Genomic DNA, 16,846 nt, shown 5'->3' with positions numbered 1-16,846 from the left:
TAATATATAGTCACACAACGTAACAGAAAACATGGAAGGAGAAAATTAGGACATGAAAATGAAAAAAATAGTTGCCCTTGCATTAGCTGGCGCTCTTTGCTTGGGTATGTCTACAGTTGCTTTTGCTGCTGATAGTCCGCAGAAGAGCGATGCTGTTCAGGCAACTGAAGAAGGTAAAGAAATTGTTGTAGGAGAAGTAGAAGATCCTGCAATGTCTAATTGGAATGATGTTGCTAAAAACGATCCAGAGAAGCTTGACAAGACTGTTAAGAATACTTTTAAGGATCAGCTTTACGAGCTTAACAAACAGTTAGATGATATCGATCCAGATGAGATCAAACCAAGCGAGCTGAAAAAATTACAGGAACAGCAGAAAGTATTAGAGTCATTGGCAAATGACGATGCTGTATACGAGGTTGTAACAATTGCTGATATCGCAGCAGCAGATGGTACAGTTGTTGATGAAGAACATCCATTAAACGTTAGATTTAATCTTGGTGGACTGAAAGACTTGGCTGCAGGTCAGAAGATCCGCATCTTACACCTGGTAGATGGTTTATGGCAGGTATATGAAACAGAAGTAAAATTAGATGACAATGGCTGGTATGCAGAGTGGGCATTTGAGCACTTTTCACCGGTTGCTGTTTTCAGAGTTAATTCTGATAATTCTGTAACACCAGAGCCAACACCTACACCAAATCCAGATGAGCCAACTGTAACACCAGATCCAGACGTTAATGGATCTATTACAGCAGATCAGCTTGCAGATCTTATTGTAAAGAAATTACAGGCAAACGCAAATGCAACGAAGGTTGTGCGTACATCTGTAAAGGCTTCACCAAAGACTGGCGAGTAATCCAGAAGTAAACTAATAGCAGAGAACTTACCTCTGCTCAACAAAAGTAAGTAATATGATATGACATAACAGGTCTGTTATTGTGTGTGATATTGAAAAGAGCATTCCGCTTTCTGCGGGTGCTCTTTTACTTAATAAAGGCTTTACACTTTAATTGCCGTCTTTTCAGGAATCCAACGTTATATGCGGTTAGGAGATAAGAACACGGAATTGTACGAAGAATTGAAGGAACGATACATTGAGTTAAAAGCTATTCTGACAGCTTCAGGAATCAATCTGTCTGAGCTTGCTAAGATTATATGTGTAATATCACAGCACCATTCATTAGCTGTCTATATAATCTGATTATCTAAAAAAAGAGCATCCGCCGAAGACGGAATGCTCTTTTCAATATCACACACAATAACAGACCTGTTATGTCATATCATATTGCTTATTTTTTATCGAACAGGGGTAAGCTCCCTGTTATTTGTAATTTATAGATTACTCACCAGTCTTTGGTGAAACTCTGCTAGATACTACAGTACGGTTAACTGTTACGTTGTTAGCTTTTAATCTATCTACGATAAGATTAACAAGCTCGTCAACAGTAATAGAATCATCTGCATTTGGATCTGCCGGATCTACTGGATCTACTGGTGGATTAGGATTAACGATTGGTGTACCGTCAGAAGCTAATACGAAAGCGATTGGTGATAAGCTGTCAAGCTGAGCTGTTGCCTTACCATCTTTTACAGTAGTCTCTACCAATACCCATGAACCATCTGGCATACCATGCATCAGATAAAGTGTCTGTCCTTCTTCAAGACCATTAGGAAGCATAGCGCTTACATCAAATGTAATTTCGCTTCCCGGTGTAAGGTCGCCTTCATACTCGAATGCGCCAATTACTGCGTACTCTGCATTCTCTTTAAGAGTGATGTTAGTACCTTCAACAGCCTTCTCAACGTCAGCCTTAAGTGTCTCTGGATCTGCTTCCCACTTATCTACAACTTCCTGTGCTTCCGCATTAAGATCACTAGCTGTAATCGTAATTGTGTTACCATCCTTATCTACTGCTACTGCTCCAGCATCTTCTGGTGTAACACTATCAGCAGCAAAAGCAGTTACAGACATACCCAAGCAAAGCATTCCTGCTACTGCAAGGGCTACTAACTTTTTCATTTTCATATCCTTATTTTCTCCTTCCATATTTTCTGTTACGTTGTGTGACTATATATTAAAGCTTTGTTGGCCTTAATATCCCTCAATTAACTATTATTCTTCCCGTGTCGCGTTTATCAAAAGTCTCTCGTTCGCTGAATCTGCGATACAAGTTGACAGCGTCAAGATCCCCGTACCTTGGGACACATTCACATCTGCATTTACATTGCCGCTGATACCGCTTCTCAATTCATCCAAATATTCCTGAAAATCTGTTGGGGAAACGAAACTATAACTTCCCAATATATAACGGTCATCAAACGGTGTTGCCGAGAATACCCTGTATTTTATCGCTTTATCTGGCAAATAAATATAAATATACGGATTGCTGTCGAAGAATGCCTTGTCTTCATACTTATGAAGATCCGCGAACATACTTCCATTTTTCATATTATGTCCGTAGACTACGGTTACTGGATCTGTAAATTCTTTGGAATTATATTTCTCTGTGTAAATAGTTCCCGGAAGACCTTCCTTCTTCTCTATCGTATGATTCAGATAGTATGCATCGTCTTCTGTAGCGCTCTGAAGAATTGGATAATCAATATTGGTACCTGGTATCCAGATCCAGGCATATACATCCGGATTTACTGCTTGGGCAGCTGCAAAATCAATCTTTCTGAACATTGGATCGTCTGCATCAACAGCAACCTGTTCTTTTAACTTTTCATACTGTTCCTGCGTTTCCTCCGGGTCAGCTTTTTTAGCCTTCTCTGACGCTGCCGTCTCCTTTTTCTGATTAGAAGAATATACATAGAAACCAGTTCCGGCTGCTGCTACAACCACTATAGCTACAATAGCTGCGATCAATCCGGCTTTACCGGAAGATTTTTTCCTTCTCCTGACAGGTCTTCTTTGGTCAGGCTTATCATAATCCATTGGTTTATCCTCCTGAAATTCATAAATCATTTGTATCTATAGAACTTCTACATAAAAGAAGTTCACTACAAGCTCCTTTAACTGCTCCGAATTCACCATATATGCTTCATGTTCATCCGGTTGCGTTACTTCGCCCGGAATCATTGACATATCCTCGGCAGTAAGCGCTACATCCAGCAACTCAGGAACAAGATATGTGATATCCTCTACAGAAACATTGGTATACATATTTCCTTGCAAAGACTGATATATAGAAACGGGGAGCGTTAAGTCTCCCTTTACCTGCGCCATAGCCGTTGCAAAATAATTTGTCATATACTGCTTCTGGCGTTCCAATCTTCCCATACTGCTGGCAAAAACATCTGTATTTCTGTCGCGAATATAATCCTCCGCCATCTTCCCTTGTAAATGAAGGATATCTCCGGCATGGTATGGCTTACCGCCAACCTCAACATCCTCCAACACCTGGACATCCACTCCGCCGATCGCGTCGTTCAGAATAGGAATTGCCTCCAGATTAATTGCACAGTAGCGTTGAATCGGAACCTTAAAAAGCAAATTAGAAACCGCATTTACCATCAATTCGCAACTATCCTCAGCGGTCTTGCCATAGTAATACTGGAGAGTTAGCTGCATGTTCTTTTCTCGGAGAAATTTACCTTCATCATTGTAAACCTTAACCGGTACGTAAGTATCTCTCGGCACCGCCAATATCTTAATCTTCCCACTCTCCACATTAATACTCACCAGAATGATCGCATCCGCCAACCCTTGTCCCTTTATCTCGTTGGCCTGCTCCACCGGGGTGCTGTTATCGATCCCCAGACAAAGGAAATTGATCACATCCTCGTTGTACTGATATTCTTTCCCTTTATATGTAATAAAGAGGCCTTCCTTCCTGGTTTCAGGAGTGTCTTCCACATCGGAAAGATCAGTCTTCAAATTCTTTTCACCCTGAGCGCGCAAATAGAAGAAGCTGCCGGCTATTCCAATGATAATTACAAGTAACGTAGTTACCACACCTAACGTGATCTTCTTCCACCGTTGCATAGGAAGACGTTTTTTCTTCTTTTTTCTCCTAGATCTGCCATCTCCCTTTGGACTCCTATCGTCTAGAGGTCTGTCTTCAAATGAATCATCATAAAGAATCTCTAGCGAATAATCGGAAGAATGGTCTGAGTCCTCCCTCTTCGAGAGAAAATCATCTTTTCTTTTCATCATTACCTCCGCATCAAGTCCACAATATGATAAAAATAATGCGTTTCTATCTAGCATTATACTTTATTTTCGTGGAATGTCAAGAGGAAAAAAGATGAAAATGCAATAAATTTGCAATAAATTTTTACGAGCGAATTATTCAAATGTTAACACTCTTGTAATATAATGTTAATAATTACTATGAAAAGGCGGGAAACATGGAATGTTTTGTAGGAAATGCCTACAGCAGCTACAAATTGTATATTTTCAAATACACTCTTGCTTTCCGCCTAGTACAGCGTTGCATTAATCTTCGAGTAATATGCAATGCTGTACTAGTATCTTCTACTTCTCCAACCCGTGTATCCAGTCCGACTTCAGATAGTATATCAGGAATACCAGAGAGCTTAGGCTCCAGGTAAGCGGATAGGCCCAGAACACTACCTTAATATTAGGGATGAAATGGATCACTACCGTAATATAGCTGATCCGGACTACACACCAGAAGACCAACATAATAATCATCGGGACCATGGATCTCCCGGCTCCACGCAGGATTCCCGCCATACAGTGGGAGAATGCCAGCAGGAAGAAGAAAAATGTCTCCGTATGCGCCTGGCTGGTTCCGTATGCAATCACCTCTGCAGTATCATTGAATGCCGAGAGCAGCATAGGCGCTGAGAAATAAACGAACACACCGATCAGCTCTGCCGCAACGATGGTACAGACGATCCCGAATACAGACCCTTTCCTGGCGCGGTCATATTGCTTAGCTCCTAAGTTCTGGCTGATGAAGGTCGTAAGCGCCATGGATAAACAAGTAATAGGAAGGAAACCGAATCCTTGGATCTTCGAGTACGCGCCGCAGCCGGCAACCGCCATCTGACCGAACTGATTGATATTCGCCTGAACGAATACATTGGCGACGGAGATGATGGAATTCTGGAATCCGGCGGGGAATCCATTTGATACGATCTGACGCAGCATATTCCGGTCCAGACAGATCTTACGAATGGAAAGACGGAATTCTTCCGGACTTCTAAGCAATTGGAACAGACACAGGAACGCGCTGATAAACTGTGAGATGACGGTGGCCAAGGCCGCCGCGCCTACCCCGTAATGGAATACTCCGATCAGCACCAGGTCCAGTACGATATTCACAACCGAGGAAATGACCAGGTAGATCAGCGGATGGCGGCTGTCTCCTACTGACTGCAGGATTCCCACGAAGAAATTGTACATAACAAAAGCTAGTGAGCCGGAAAAATAGATTCGGAAATAGACGATAGAATTCGGAAGAACTGCTTCCGGCGTTCCCATCAGCACCAGGATCTGCGGCGCGGCAAATACGCCTACGACCGTCAGCACACAGCCGCAGATCAGGCCGAAAGCCGTAGTGGTATGGATAGACTTCTGAAGGCCTGATATATCCCGGGCGCCAAAATGCCGGGCGATCACAACGCCTGAACCGATCGCGATCCCGTTGAAGAAGCCTACCATCAGGAAGATCAGGCTTCCCGACGAACTTACGGCGGCAAGAGCTGTATCTCCGAGGAAATTACCGACAATCATAGAATCCGCCGTATTATAAAGCTGTTGGAAAAGATTTCCCCAAAAAAGAGGAACCGCAAATGTAATGATGCGCTTCCAGATAGATCCTTCCGTCATAAGTGTAGACGATGTATTCGCCATGACAACCTTGCCTCCGTTTCCCACAAAATGCTTCTTATAATAATATCATTATAATATAGTATAGGTAGTATAAATTGGAAAATCAAGAATTTTATTACAATGTATACTTGCAAATTTCCGTCAAATGCGCTATATTATCATCAGACGGCTATAAACAGGGAGTTGCCGGCGGCGATTTCCTGCATATTAAGAGCATGAAAAAGGAGTGAACTGATCAATTGGATTCGAGTGACGTCACACAACTCATTATCCTGTTCGTTCTGCTTCTGTTATCTGCATTCTTCTCGTCTGCGGAGACAGCATTGACGACAGTCAACAGGATACGGATTCGTACCTTAGCCGAAGAAGGCAGCAAACGTGCCGATACGGTTCTGGCGATCACCGATGATTCGGGTAAGATGTTAAGCGCCATATTAATTGGTAATAACATCGTGAATTTATCCGCTGCTTCCCTGACCACGAGTCTGGCGTATAGCTTCGGCGGTTCCATGGTTGCGATTGCAAGCGGAATTTTAACAGTATTGATTCTTTTATTCGGAGAGATAACTCCCAAGACGATGGCTACGATACACGCCGAGAAGATGGCGCTGATCTATGCCCCTGTCATCAGCATTTTCATGAAGATCATGACACCTGCGATCTTCATCATCAATGGTCTTTCCATTGGCGTGCTGTTTCTTCTGCGGGTAGATCCGAATGCCAAAAACAATATTATGACTGAGAATGAACTTCGTACCATTGTGGATGTAAGCCATGAAGATGGAGTCATTGAGTCTGACGAAAGACAGATGATCAATAATGTATTTGATCTGGGCGATGCCAGGGCGAAGGATGTCATGGTACCCCGCGTTCATGTAACATTTGCAGATATCGACAGTACCTACGAGGAGTTGATCGACATCTTCCGGGAAGACAAGTACACACGGCTTCCGGTATTCAAGGATACCACGGATAACGTGGTCGGCACCATCAATATGAAGGATCTGCTGTTATATGACAATACGAATGGTTTTCACATTAAGGATATTCTGAGAGAGGCTTATTTCACTTACGAGTATAAGAGTATCTCCGAACTTCTTGTGGAGATGCGTCAGGCTTCATTTAACATCGCGATCGTGTTGGATGAATATGGCGAGACAGCCGGATTGATCACTTTGGAGGATATCTTAGAGGAGATCGTCGGCGAGATCCATGATGAATACGATGAAAATGAAGAAGATTTTATTCAAGAGATAGACGAACGCGAGTATATCGTAGAAGGCTCTACGAATCTTGACGATCTCAACGATCGTCTTGAGCTTGATCTGAGATCGGAGGAATACGATTCACTGGGCGGATTCATTATCGAACGTCTGGACCGCCTTCCGGAAGAGGGTGACAGAATCGACACCGAAGACGGTATCCACATGATCGTGGAGCGATTAGACAAGAACAGGATTGAACTCGTACATCTGTACCTTCCAGAGGCGACTCCTCAACCCGAGGTTGCCGCTGTTGATTGATATATTACTTTGCTGATTATCTGAGATTGCCATTTTCATGAACAGATGGATGTGGCATAATCAGTTTTCAGAATACCCACAATACAGATATGGCATATCACCAAAAAGACAGGTTTCTATTGAAACCCGTCTTTTTACGTTTCTGACTAATACATCAGCTTCTGTATCGTCTCATCCTCCAGATTATCCCTAGTAAGCCAGGTGTAACCTGTGTCAACCACCGCTTCATTGCCCATTGACAACGCTGCCCTAGCCGCCGCTATGATCGTGGCATATCCCATCCCGAAAGGGTTCTGCATCACCAATGCGTCGACCTTCCCCTCTGACAGCGCCTCTATCTCTTCCTGATCCGCATCGAATCCGACCACCGCCGCATCTATCTCATTACGTTCCATTGCATTGACCGTAACCTTCACCGCTTCTCCGTTCGTGGCATAGAAGCCCTTCACCTCCGGGTGCCTGGCAAGGATATGATCGATCACTTCCTCTTCTGTGATCGCCTCTGCTGCCGCCTGCTCTTCCTCCGTCAGCGCCTGCGGCGTATCCTCCGCGCTTTCTGTACCGTCTTGCGTACTGCCGTCTCCGTCCAGGCTTGTCTGATTTCCTTCTGTGTCCCCGTCGGCATCACCGGCGCCGTTCTGCCCCGCTCCGCTGTCTTCTGCCTTCCCATCTTCTGCTTCGGCATCTTCTCCGTAAGTCTTGCCGTTCCTCTCGGCCGCCACCATCTTCTGCATCTTGGGCAATTGATCCATATAGTAGACTTCCGCGATAGAGATCTCCGGGTGGTTCGTCTCTATTTCTTCTTTGAATGCATTCTCACGGTTCATCGCCGACTCAGACTTAGAGTCATGAATGAATAAGATAATCTCACCGGAATCATCCACCAGTTCAGCAAGCCTTACTGCCGCTTCCTTCGCCGATAACTGGTTATCGGTCGATACCATCGCCATCAACCCCTGATAAGCGCTCCCCGAGTCAAATGCCACCACAGGGATATCACTCTCGGCAGCCAGGTCAAACTGCACCTCACATGCATTTACATCGGCGATCGCAATACCAAGCGCCGCCGGATACCGGGCAAGCTCTTCATCCAGAATATTCACCTGTTCATCCACATTGTCCGGGGTTCCCGGCGCACTGTAGGTAACCTTCACACGGTCTCTGCCTTCATAACCGAGATTCTCATTGATGTCCTCCACCGCCTGTTCGGCGCCCCGTTTCACTTCCTCCCAGTAAGGCACGCCGTCTGCTTTCCCGATTACAGAGAGGGCCGTCCCCTCCTCAAGTTCAAGTCCCATCACATTGTCATACGCGGAAGGGTGTATCATTTCCAATTTCTTCTGGTATTTCTTTTCTTCTTTTGCTTCTTTCTTCGTTTCCTTCTTCACATCCTCTGTCTCAGACACTACAGGATCTTCCGGCCTCTCTACGCTGTCCTGGGACGAGCATGCACATACGCACATCGACGTACACAATGCGGCAGCTATTATGCTGTGTATTCTTTTCATCATACTTTCTCTCCCTTTACCTTTTTGCCACACACCACTATACACCAATTCGAGCCGGAATTGTTGAAATTTTTCTTAATTTTTTATAACTTTTGAATTGCTCTTGTATATTTCAGCCTTTTGTATTATGATATGTGTAGGCGAAATCTAAGGTTCTGCCTATATACTAAAAAAGGAGGGTACATACTATGGCACACGTAATTAGTGATGAATGCGTAAGCTGTGGAGCATGTGAAGCTGAATGTCCAGTTGGCGCTATCTCCCAGGGTGCAGATCATTTTGAGATCGACGCTGACGCTTGTGTTGATTGCGGCGCTTGCGCTGCTCAGTGTCCTACAGGAGCTATCTCCCAGGGCTAATACAGGATGTACTGGCGACAAAGACAATAGACAAAGAGACACTGCCATTTCCGCATCGGAAACCGGAGTGTCTTTTTGTTTGCAGATTTATTTTTACCTTCCTGACACCATTTTACTTGTTTCGCGAAATCAATATGCTATGATACAACTGTCCAACATAAATCGGACAAGTTGTAACAGTTCAGATAGTTTCCATTAAAAGCATATCTTGATAAGGGGGTCAGACCATGGGCAATAACGCATTAGAACAATTGAAGAGGGAGACAAAAGATGATGCCAGACTATTTGCCTGCATTAAAGAACTATACGAACAGGGAGTACCTTTCTCCGAGCTGAAAGCGCTGATTCCGGATCTTCGCCGAACCCGCGATCAATTACATATGAAACGGCTGTTGGAACATAACAATGAAGTCCTGTTATCCATGTTTACCAAGGAAATGTCTTTCCTTCTGGATGCAAAGGAGCGTCAGGAAGAAGAAGAGTTCAGAAAATTAGACCAGCTCATCCGTCAGCAGCAATCCTTTCGGAAAAGTGCGGCGGAAGCCGGTCCCGTAGAAAAATTAAAAAGATTATTCCTGCCTGCTTAAGTTGGCGAACTTCGTGTACTCGCCCAACCAGGCCAGATTAACGGTCCCTACAGGGCCGTTTCTTTGTTTGGCTATAATGATCTCCGCCTGTCTCTTGAACTCGGAGTCTTTGTTATAATATTCGTCGCGGTAAATGAACATAACTACGTCGGCATCCTGTTCAATCGCTCCCGATTCACGAAGGTCAGAAAGCATGGGACGCTTATCCGGCCGGCTCTCTACCGCACGGCTCAGCTGGGACAGTGCGACCACCGGTACGTTCAGTTCCCTTGCAAGTCCTTTCAGCGAACGGGAGATCTCGGAGATCTCCTGCTGTCTGGATTCCTGGCTCTTGCCTACGCTTCCTGTCATCAACTGTAGATAGTCTATGATAACCACATCCAGTTCATGCTCCAACTTGTATTTCCTGCACTTGGAACGCAGCTCTGAGATGGAGATACCCGGCGTGTCGTCAATGATCAGACGTGATCTGCCAATAATCCCGGCACCCTCTATCAGCTTCTCCCAGTCAGAATCCTTCATATTACCTGTACGGATAGACTGGGCATCTACCTGGGATTCCAGAGAAAAGAGCCGGTTCACCAACTGCTCCTTCGACATCTCAAGGCTGAAGACGGCAACGCCTCTTTCCTTCTTAAATGCAATATACTGTGCGATATTCAGAACGAACGCCGTCTTACCCATAGAAGGTCTGGCCGCTATCAGCACCAGATCCGAAGGCTGCAGCCCAGACAGCTTATAATCCAGATCAATAAATCCTGTAGGGATACCTGTCACCGTCCCCTTGCTCCTGGATGCCTTCTCAATCCGCTCAAGAGCGTTCAGGACCACCTGCTTGATCGGTACGAATTCGCCTGTATTGCGTCTCTGCAGCAACTCGAATATTGATTTCTCCGTCTTCTCCAACACCGCCTCCAGAGACTCCTTTCCCGCATAGCAGGTATTGGCGATCTCCTCGTTCAGGCGGATCAGCTTGCGCATCACCGACTTGTCGGCTACGATCTGAGCATAGTACTTCACATTCGCCGATGTAGTCACCATCGTCATGAGATCCCTGACGAATTCCAGACTGGCGATCTCCTCCGGGACATCCTTCTCCCGAAGCCGTTCCTGCAGCGTGATCAGATCCACCGGCTTTCCTTCATTATATAGTTCCACCATGGAATCAAAGATCACTCCGTAAGCACTTTGATAAAAATCATTCCCGCTGATGATCTCCGAAGACGTTGTAATCGCATCCTTATCCATCAGCATCGCCCCGACAACCGACTGCTCCGCTTCAATACTGTGGGGCATTACCCTCTTAATGAGCGCTTCCTCCATGATTCCCCCTCTTTAAGCCTCTTCTGTCACGATAACTTTCAGCGCTGCGGTAACCTTCGGATGCAGTTTAACCGGTACCTCATGACTACCCAGGACCTTGATCGCCTCTTTGAGCTGGATCTTCTTCTTATCTATATCCAGTCCCATCTGTTCCTTCACCTCTGCCGCGATCTCCTTGGACGCGATAGAGCCGAAAGCCTTACCGCCTTCACCGGTCTTAATAGACATCTCAATCTTGCCTGCTTCAAGCTTCTTCCCCAACTCCTGCGCCGCTTCAAGCTGCTGCTGTGCAATCTTCGCCTCATTCGCCTTCTGAAGCTTCAAGTCGTTCAGATTCTTACTGTTCGCTTCTACGCCTTTGCCCTTCTTCAGGATAAAATTCCTCGCATAGCCGTCGCTTACATCTACAATATCTCCCTGCTTCCCCAGGGATTTTACGTCTTCTTTTAATATTACCTTCATAATTAAATGTCTCCTCCTTTTATCATGTCGTCAATCACTTCCTTGAGACTCTTCACCGCCTCTTCCATATTCGTGTGGTCAAACTGCGCACCTGACGCATTCAGATGACCGCCTCCGCCGAGACGTTCCATGATCACCTGCACATTTACCTCGTCTATGGACCTGGCGCTCACATAGATCCTTCCGTTATACTCAGTCAATACGAAGGACGCCTTAATCTCACTGATATCCAACAGCTCATTGGCCGCCTGCGCGCCGATGATCGTAGGGCTCTCTATCTTAAGTCCCGCTCCTCTGGCAATGGCAAACTTTTCATAATATACCTCCGCGCTGCTGATGATCTCTGCCTTCGCACGGTATGATTCGATATCATCCCGGAACATCTTGCGCACCAGCGTAATGTCCGCGCCGCACCTGCGCAGGAACGCCGCCGCCTCAAATGTCCGCACTCCCGTATGGTTCACAAAATTATTCGTATCGATCATAATACCCGCGTACATACTGCTTGCCTCTATCTTCGGGATCTTGATATCATCCACAATATACTGCAGCACCTCCGCCACCATCTCACAGGAGGACGACGCATATGGTTCGATGTATGATAACAGCGCATTCTCGATATTATCGCTGCTCTGTCTGTGATGATCGAGCACTACGATCGTCTTCGTCTTCTTCAGCAGTTCTTCGCATTCTGTCATCTTGGGACGGTTCGTATCTACGACCACTACCATAGAATTCTCGTCAGCCATCTCAATCGCCTGGGCAGACTTAAGAAACATCTCGTCCGGATAATTGGAGTCTCTCACGAAGCACTCATACAACGGACGCAGAGACGCTGACACTTCATTGATCACGATATACGCTCTCTTCTCCATCGCAGCCGCAGCCCGGCAGATACCAATCGCCGCTCCGAACGCATCCGCATCCGTAAGCTTATGCCCCATGACAAATATCCTGTCCTTCAAAGTCAGGAATTCTCTGAGCGCTTCTGCCTTCACCCTGGCCTTTACCCTGGTATTCTTAGAGGTCTGCTCCCGCTTGCCTCCGTAGTAGGTAATCCCGCTGCCGTCCTTGATCACTGCCTGGTCACCGCCGCGGGCAAGAGCAAGATCGATCGCCACGCGGGCATAGTTATAACTCTGAGAATAAGAATCCCCGCTCAGGCCAAGCCCGATACTCAAGGTCGCCGGAATCCCGTTGCCGATATTCACAGACTTGACGTCCTCAAGAAGCGAGAACTTATCTGCTTCTAACTGCTTGAAGTATTGCTTCCGAAGTACGATAAAATACTTATCCGTCTCCATCTTCTTGACGATACCGTCAACCCTGGCAATGTACTGGTTGATCTTCCTGTCAACCAAGGCCATCAGCAGCGACTGTCTGACCTCTTCCACACTGTTGATAACTTCATCATAGTTATCTATATAGATCAGCCCCGCGATCAGGCGCTGCTCTTCATTCTCCTTAATATAACGGTTCAGCTCTGTCACATCCTGCAGATGTACAGCGATAAAATACTCTTTCTCCGCCGGCATGTGAAGCAGAAGTCCTGTATCATTAAACCCTTCCACAGACACCTGCCGAAGCTCCGCCTTATATTCCCTGTCCCTGTAATAGACATCCATCTCGATTGTATCCTTGCCCTCTTTGGGAAATATACTGCGGTTCAGCTCCGGAATATACTTGCTGATCGGCACATCCCGTCTTGGCTTGGTGCCCAGTATCTCCCGAAACAGATCGTTCATCCAGATCGTCTTCCCGTCGCTCATCAGGATTGCATAAGGCACTGTCAGCTCCTTCAGCAGCGTATTCTGGACAATCCCGTACTGAGCGGCAAATTCCACCAGATCCTTGAGCAGTACCGTCTTACTGCGCAGATAGAGCGATCCTGCCATTATGATATAGATCAGAACGAAAAATACCATCAGGCTTCCTGCGCGCTTATCGATCATGTAGACCCAGACATTCATCGCCACCAGGAGCACTGCCATGACAGACGGCCATTGGATATACAGCTTCAGCTGTCCTCTCAGTTTAATTTTTTCTTTTTCATTTTTCTTTTCCAGCATAATCCCATCCTCATGTCTTCGAAGAACAAAATGTACAGACATCATTATACCACTTTTTTAGCTAAAAAGAAAGCCACCGACAGAAAAAATCCCGCAAGCCCTTATTCTAAAGGACTCCGGGATTCTGAATCAATGCGGATGACAGGACTTGAACCTGCACGGGAAGCCCACTAGATCCTAAGTCTAGCGCGTCTGCCAATTCCGCCACATCCGCATATTCTATATATAATGTAAGAAGCCGAAAATCCTGTAAACACAAAATTCTCGGAAATCATCTCTACTGAGTATGCCAGGGTTCGAACCCGGGACAACTTTATTAAAAGTCATATTATCCAAACTCGATACATCGCATAAACTCTTATATTCCCATAGTACTATCGGACAAAAATGAGACAACTTATTCTTAAACCGTTAAAAATCATATCACACATCTATAAATTAGTCAAATAATTTTTATTAGTAACAGCTCTGACGCTTAAATTTATACTTACACTCTCAGAGTACATTGGATTTTATTTTCTCATTTTGCTTTATCAACGCAATCTTATTTAAGCCATAAAATCCCTGTATTCTGCTTTTTTAACTTTTGTTGTTATCTGCTCCTTCACCACCTTTCCACATGGTCCTCTATATCAACCGTATTTGTATCTTTTTAGCGATCTCTTCCTTGTATTCTCTCAATGGAGTCTCTTTCATGGATTCCAGTATCCTCCTGTGCTTTTGCTCCCTACTCTGCTTTACCTTTTTCCATATTTTTTCCCAAGCCTCCATGATCTGGCTGATCATGTGCCCAATCTGGATCAGATAATAATGGTTTTTCAGTGCCTGATAATTCCTGCTGTACTGGTGTTCCAGATGGTATCCCTGCCTTTTCTGCGCGTTAAACCCATCATTCTCGATTCTCCATCTCATCCTTCCGCGCTCCACCAGTCCTGCCACATTTTTTCTGGTGATTGGCAGATCTGTGAGAAACCAGAATTCTTTCCGGATCGTTTCTGCTTTTCCCTTTTTCCTGCCCTTTTTGCAGATATGCTCCCCGCTTTCTCCATACTCTGCCAGATTTACCTGATGTCCTTTATAATCTATATCTGTCACGTAATCATACCATTCCTTCCCAGTCTGTGTTTCGCGCTCCTGGTAATTCTTCTCCATTTCTTTCAGTTCTCTGTATTCTTCCCCAATGCTCGGGATGCTCCCCTCCTTATACCGCAGGATATACCGCCAGTTTTTTCCTTTGCATCTCTCAAAGAAACCTTCACAGGCATACAGACTGTCCCCGCACAGGCAGATCGGCAACCTTGGAAACGCTTTTTTCAGCTTTTCCATTAAACGCCAGCAGGCCTTCCTTTCACAGTCCTGTTTCTCCATTTCTTTTCCCTCTTCATTATCCACAAATTCCGTCTGAATACTGATCAGGATTTTCGGATGCAGTACCAGCTTTGCTTCCAGCACATAATAATAGTTCTCCTGATACTCTTTTTCCGTCCCCTTGTTATGGGTCCGGTGCAGGCTTTTCCCATCCAGTTCCCTCCGGCTGCTGCAAAGCTGCGTTCCATCTATGATCACCTGCCAGTACTTGCCCCTGATTCGCATATTTTCAAAAGCCCGGCTGCAAAGAAGCCTGCTGCAAAGGCGGTTTAAGATGTCCTGCAATTTTTCCGGATCTACTTTTTCCAGATACCGGTTGATGGTTTCCCAGTAGGGAAGCTCCTCCACGGTCTGTTCCTCCCCGGATAGATGCCAGATGTTTTTGATCATTTCACTGGAATTGAATTCTTCACTTGTTTTCCTCATACTGCTGATGTAAAATAGAGAAGAAAGGATACGGGTCATAAGAAGTAACACAGCAGGATAGGTAATATAGCTCTGGTTTCTGGGATCTGGAATCTGTTTTAACAGGGGTAAAAGATCTGGGAAAAAATGCCGGATTAGCTTGGCTAATTCACATGCAAGGTTCAACTGTTCCAGGTGTTCCCTAACCTCTTTTCTTCTGATTTTTATTCTTGCTTCATAGTAAAACCTCCTCTCTTTTATGGTGGTGCGAAAAAATAGTTGTCTGGTTACTTCTATTAACGCGCATCTTCCCATAAAATGGGAGGTTTTTTTATTAATTTTTTTTAAGCGTCAGAGCTGGGATAAGACAGAATAGGCTTGAATCATTCTTATAGATGTGCTATATTATAAACAGAGGGAAAGCCATACAAGCGGCTCTACCCCAACATGATTGTTTACCTATTCTTTTAAAATAGGCAAGCCGTCACTATTTGCGGTAGTGGCGGCTATTTCTTTCTTCCCTTAAAGATTGTGTAGCACAATCCCACAAGGGCGCAAATGAAGATACAGAACTGAAATAAATCAGCATATGTAACATACATCGGCATCCCTCCTTTCTCTCGTCCGGAGGGCGTTTGTTCCCTCCAAACTGTACTGGAGGGGTAAAGCCGCCTGGCTTCATGGTCTTTCCCTATCGACAATATAACACAATATCCCCTATGTGGCAAGCGGTTCACCAAAAGAGAAATATTGCTTCGTGTACAAGATAAATCTCATACTTCGCAAACTAAAACTGCTTATCATTACGATTTTATAAGCCTTGCAATAGTAAAAATAAAATAGCTTTATGCCGCATTGGGCATAGTAAAGCGTTCTCTCCACGGTGTGGGGAGATTGCCGATAAATGTACAGAGCAGTCCGTTGATCTGTTCATCCGAAGCTTTGAAATGCTGTTTCACACTCTGCAGCATGATGTCCAAAATGAGAATGATTGCACAGTCCATCATTTCATTTATGATATCCCGCTGTACCTCATAAAACAGTTCTTCCAGACTTCTGTTATCTGTATTTTGGAAACGCTCAATTGCCAGTATCATGTACCGTATTGCAACGATTACCATATGTGAAGTAATGGCATCATAGCTTGTACTGTGGCATTCCGTACGAAGTTTTAAATAGCTCTTTGACATTTTAAAATAGGTTTCAATTTTCCAGCGCATCGTGTACGCACGGAGGATTTTCTCTTCATCTAAGGTCATGTCAGTGCATACAAAGCATACCCAGTCCTTGCGGTTGCTGTGATTCCGTACGTAGACCAGTTTTGCCTTCATGGCATTCCCGGTACTGTCAGGAATGATAATATCTAGATACATCAAGCCTAATCCGAAAAGGATTAATGCCGCCGCCACAATGACCGCCCCGATCACTTCAAGCAT

At 45.1% G+C, this 16,846-nt stretch carries 14 protein-coding genes and 1 tRNA gene; 4 read left to right on the top strand and 11 right to left on the bottom strand.

Annotated elements, in window-relative coordinates:
* The first annotated feature begins 52 nt into the window (after nucleotides 1–52).
* Nucleotides 53–856, top strand: a complete 804-nt coding sequence (locus VSQ62_RS02355) for a hypothetical protein (protein ID WP_334632982.1) — start codon at nucleotides 53–55, stop codon at nucleotides 854–856.
* Between the two features lie 483 nt (nucleotides 857–1,339).
* On the opposite strand, the gene VSQ62_RS02350 is transcribed toward VSQ62_RS02355, so the two are convergent.
* From VSQ62_RS02350 to VSQ62_RS02335, 4 genes are all read right to left on the bottom strand, one after another.
* Nucleotides 1,340–2,026: a hypothetical protein gene (locus VSQ62_RS02350; RefSeq protein ID WP_334632981.1), complete on the bottom strand. Its 687-nt coding sequence runs from the start codon at nucleotides 2,024–2,026 to the stop codon at nucleotides 1,340–1,342.
* 87 nt (nucleotides 2,027–2,113) lie between these two features.
* Nucleotides 2,114–2,938, bottom strand: coding sequence for a class B sortase (gene srtB / locus VSQ62_RS02345; RefSeq protein ID WP_334632980.1), 825 nt, complete (start codon nucleotides 2,936–2,938; stop codon nucleotides 2,114–2,116).
* Nucleotides 2,939–2,974: 36 nt separating this feature from the next.
* The gene (locus VSQ62_RS02340; protein WP_334632978.1) at nucleotides 2,975–4,159 is read right to left on the bottom strand and encodes an LCP family protein; all 1,185 of its coding nucleotides are present in this window, start codon (nucleotides 4,157–4,159) and stop codon (nucleotides 2,975–2,977) included.
* A 321-nt stretch (nucleotides 4,160–4,480) separates the two neighbouring features.
* A complete protein-coding gene (locus VSQ62_RS02335; protein WP_334632976.1) occupies nucleotides 4,481–5,827 on the bottom strand; it encodes an MATE family efflux transporter in 1,347 nt (448 codons plus the stop codon).
* A gap of 218 nt (nucleotides 5,828–6,045) precedes the next feature.
* On the opposite strand from VSQ62_RS02335, the gene VSQ62_RS02330 reads away from it, so the two are divergent.
* Nucleotides 6,046–7,329 (top strand): HlyC/CorC family transporter, encoded by a 1,284-nt coding sequence (locus VSQ62_RS02330; protein ID WP_334632974.1) that lies wholly within the window; start codon nucleotides 6,046–6,048, stop codon nucleotides 7,327–7,329.
* A 146-nt stretch (nucleotides 7,330–7,475) separates the two neighbouring features.
* On the opposite strand, the gene VSQ62_RS02325 is transcribed toward VSQ62_RS02330, so the two are convergent.
* Nucleotides 7,476–8,840, bottom strand: coding sequence for a substrate-binding domain-containing protein (locus VSQ62_RS02325; RefSeq protein ID WP_334632972.1), 1,365 nt, complete (start codon nucleotides 8,838–8,840; stop codon nucleotides 7,476–7,478).
* Between the two features lie 185 nt (nucleotides 8,841–9,025).
* On the opposite strand from VSQ62_RS02325, the gene fdxA reads away from it, so the two are divergent.
* Together fdxA and VSQ62_RS02315 are read left to right on the top strand one after the other, a co-directional pair.
* The gene (gene fdxA / locus VSQ62_RS02320; protein ID WP_009247925.1) at nucleotides 9,026–9,196 is read left to right on the top strand and encodes a 4Fe-4S ferredoxin; all 171 of its coding nucleotides are present in this window, start codon (nucleotides 9,026–9,028) and stop codon (nucleotides 9,194–9,196) included.
* 227 nt (nucleotides 9,197–9,423) lie between these two features.
* Nucleotides 9,424–9,783, top strand: a complete 360-nt coding sequence (locus VSQ62_RS02315) for a hypothetical protein (protein ID WP_334632970.1) — start codon at nucleotides 9,424–9,426, stop codon at nucleotides 9,781–9,783.
* Here the strand turns inward: VSQ62_RS02315 and dnaB are convergent.
* The 6 genes from dnaB to VSQ62_RS02285 all read right to left on the bottom strand — a co-directional run bounded on the left by dnaB (nucleotide 9,766) and on the right by VSQ62_RS02285 (nucleotide 16,846).
* Entirely contained in the window at nucleotides 9,766–11,106 is a 1,341-nt protein-coding gene (gene dnaB, locus VSQ62_RS02310; RefSeq protein WP_334632969.1) for a replicative DNA helicase, read from the bottom strand. The genes VSQ62_RS02315 and dnaB overlap by 18 nt on opposite strands.
* Nucleotides 11,107–11,118: 12 nt before the next feature.
* Nucleotides 11,119–11,568 (bottom strand): 50S ribosomal protein L9, encoded by a 450-nt coding sequence (gene rplI, locus VSQ62_RS02305; RefSeq protein WP_334632967.1) that lies wholly within the window; start codon nucleotides 11,566–11,568, stop codon nucleotides 11,119–11,121.
* Nucleotides 11,569–11,570: 2 nt separating this feature from the next.
* Nucleotides 11,571–13,637: a DHH family phosphoesterase gene (locus VSQ62_RS02300; protein ID WP_334632965.1), complete on the bottom strand. Its 2,067-nt coding sequence runs from the start codon at nucleotides 13,635–13,637 to the stop codon at nucleotides 11,571–11,573.
* Between the two features lie 133 nt (nucleotides 13,638–13,770).
* Nucleotides 13,771–13,851, bottom strand: a tRNA-Leu gene (locus VSQ62_RS02295).
* A 413-nt stretch (nucleotides 13,852–14,264) separates the two neighbouring features.
* Nucleotides 14,265–15,725, bottom strand: coding sequence for a transposase (locus VSQ62_RS02290; RefSeq protein WP_334632963.1), 1,461 nt, complete (start codon nucleotides 15,723–15,725; stop codon nucleotides 14,265–14,267).
* A 530-nt stretch (nucleotides 15,726–16,255) separates the two neighbouring features.
* The gene (locus VSQ62_RS02285) at nucleotides 16,256–16,846 is read right to left on the bottom strand and encodes a transposase (protein WP_334632961.1); all 591 of its coding nucleotides are present in this window, start codon (nucleotides 16,844–16,846) and stop codon (nucleotides 16,256–16,258) included.

The sequence above is a fragment of the Sporofaciens sp. JLR.KK001 genome, assembly GCF_036941055.1.
Taxonomy (GTDB): domain Bacteria; phylum Bacillota; class Clostridia; order Lachnospirales; family Lachnospiraceae; genus Sporofaciens.
The sequence above is the reverse complement of the archived record's forward strand: the minus strand, read 5'-3'. Positions and strand labels throughout refer to the sequence as shown.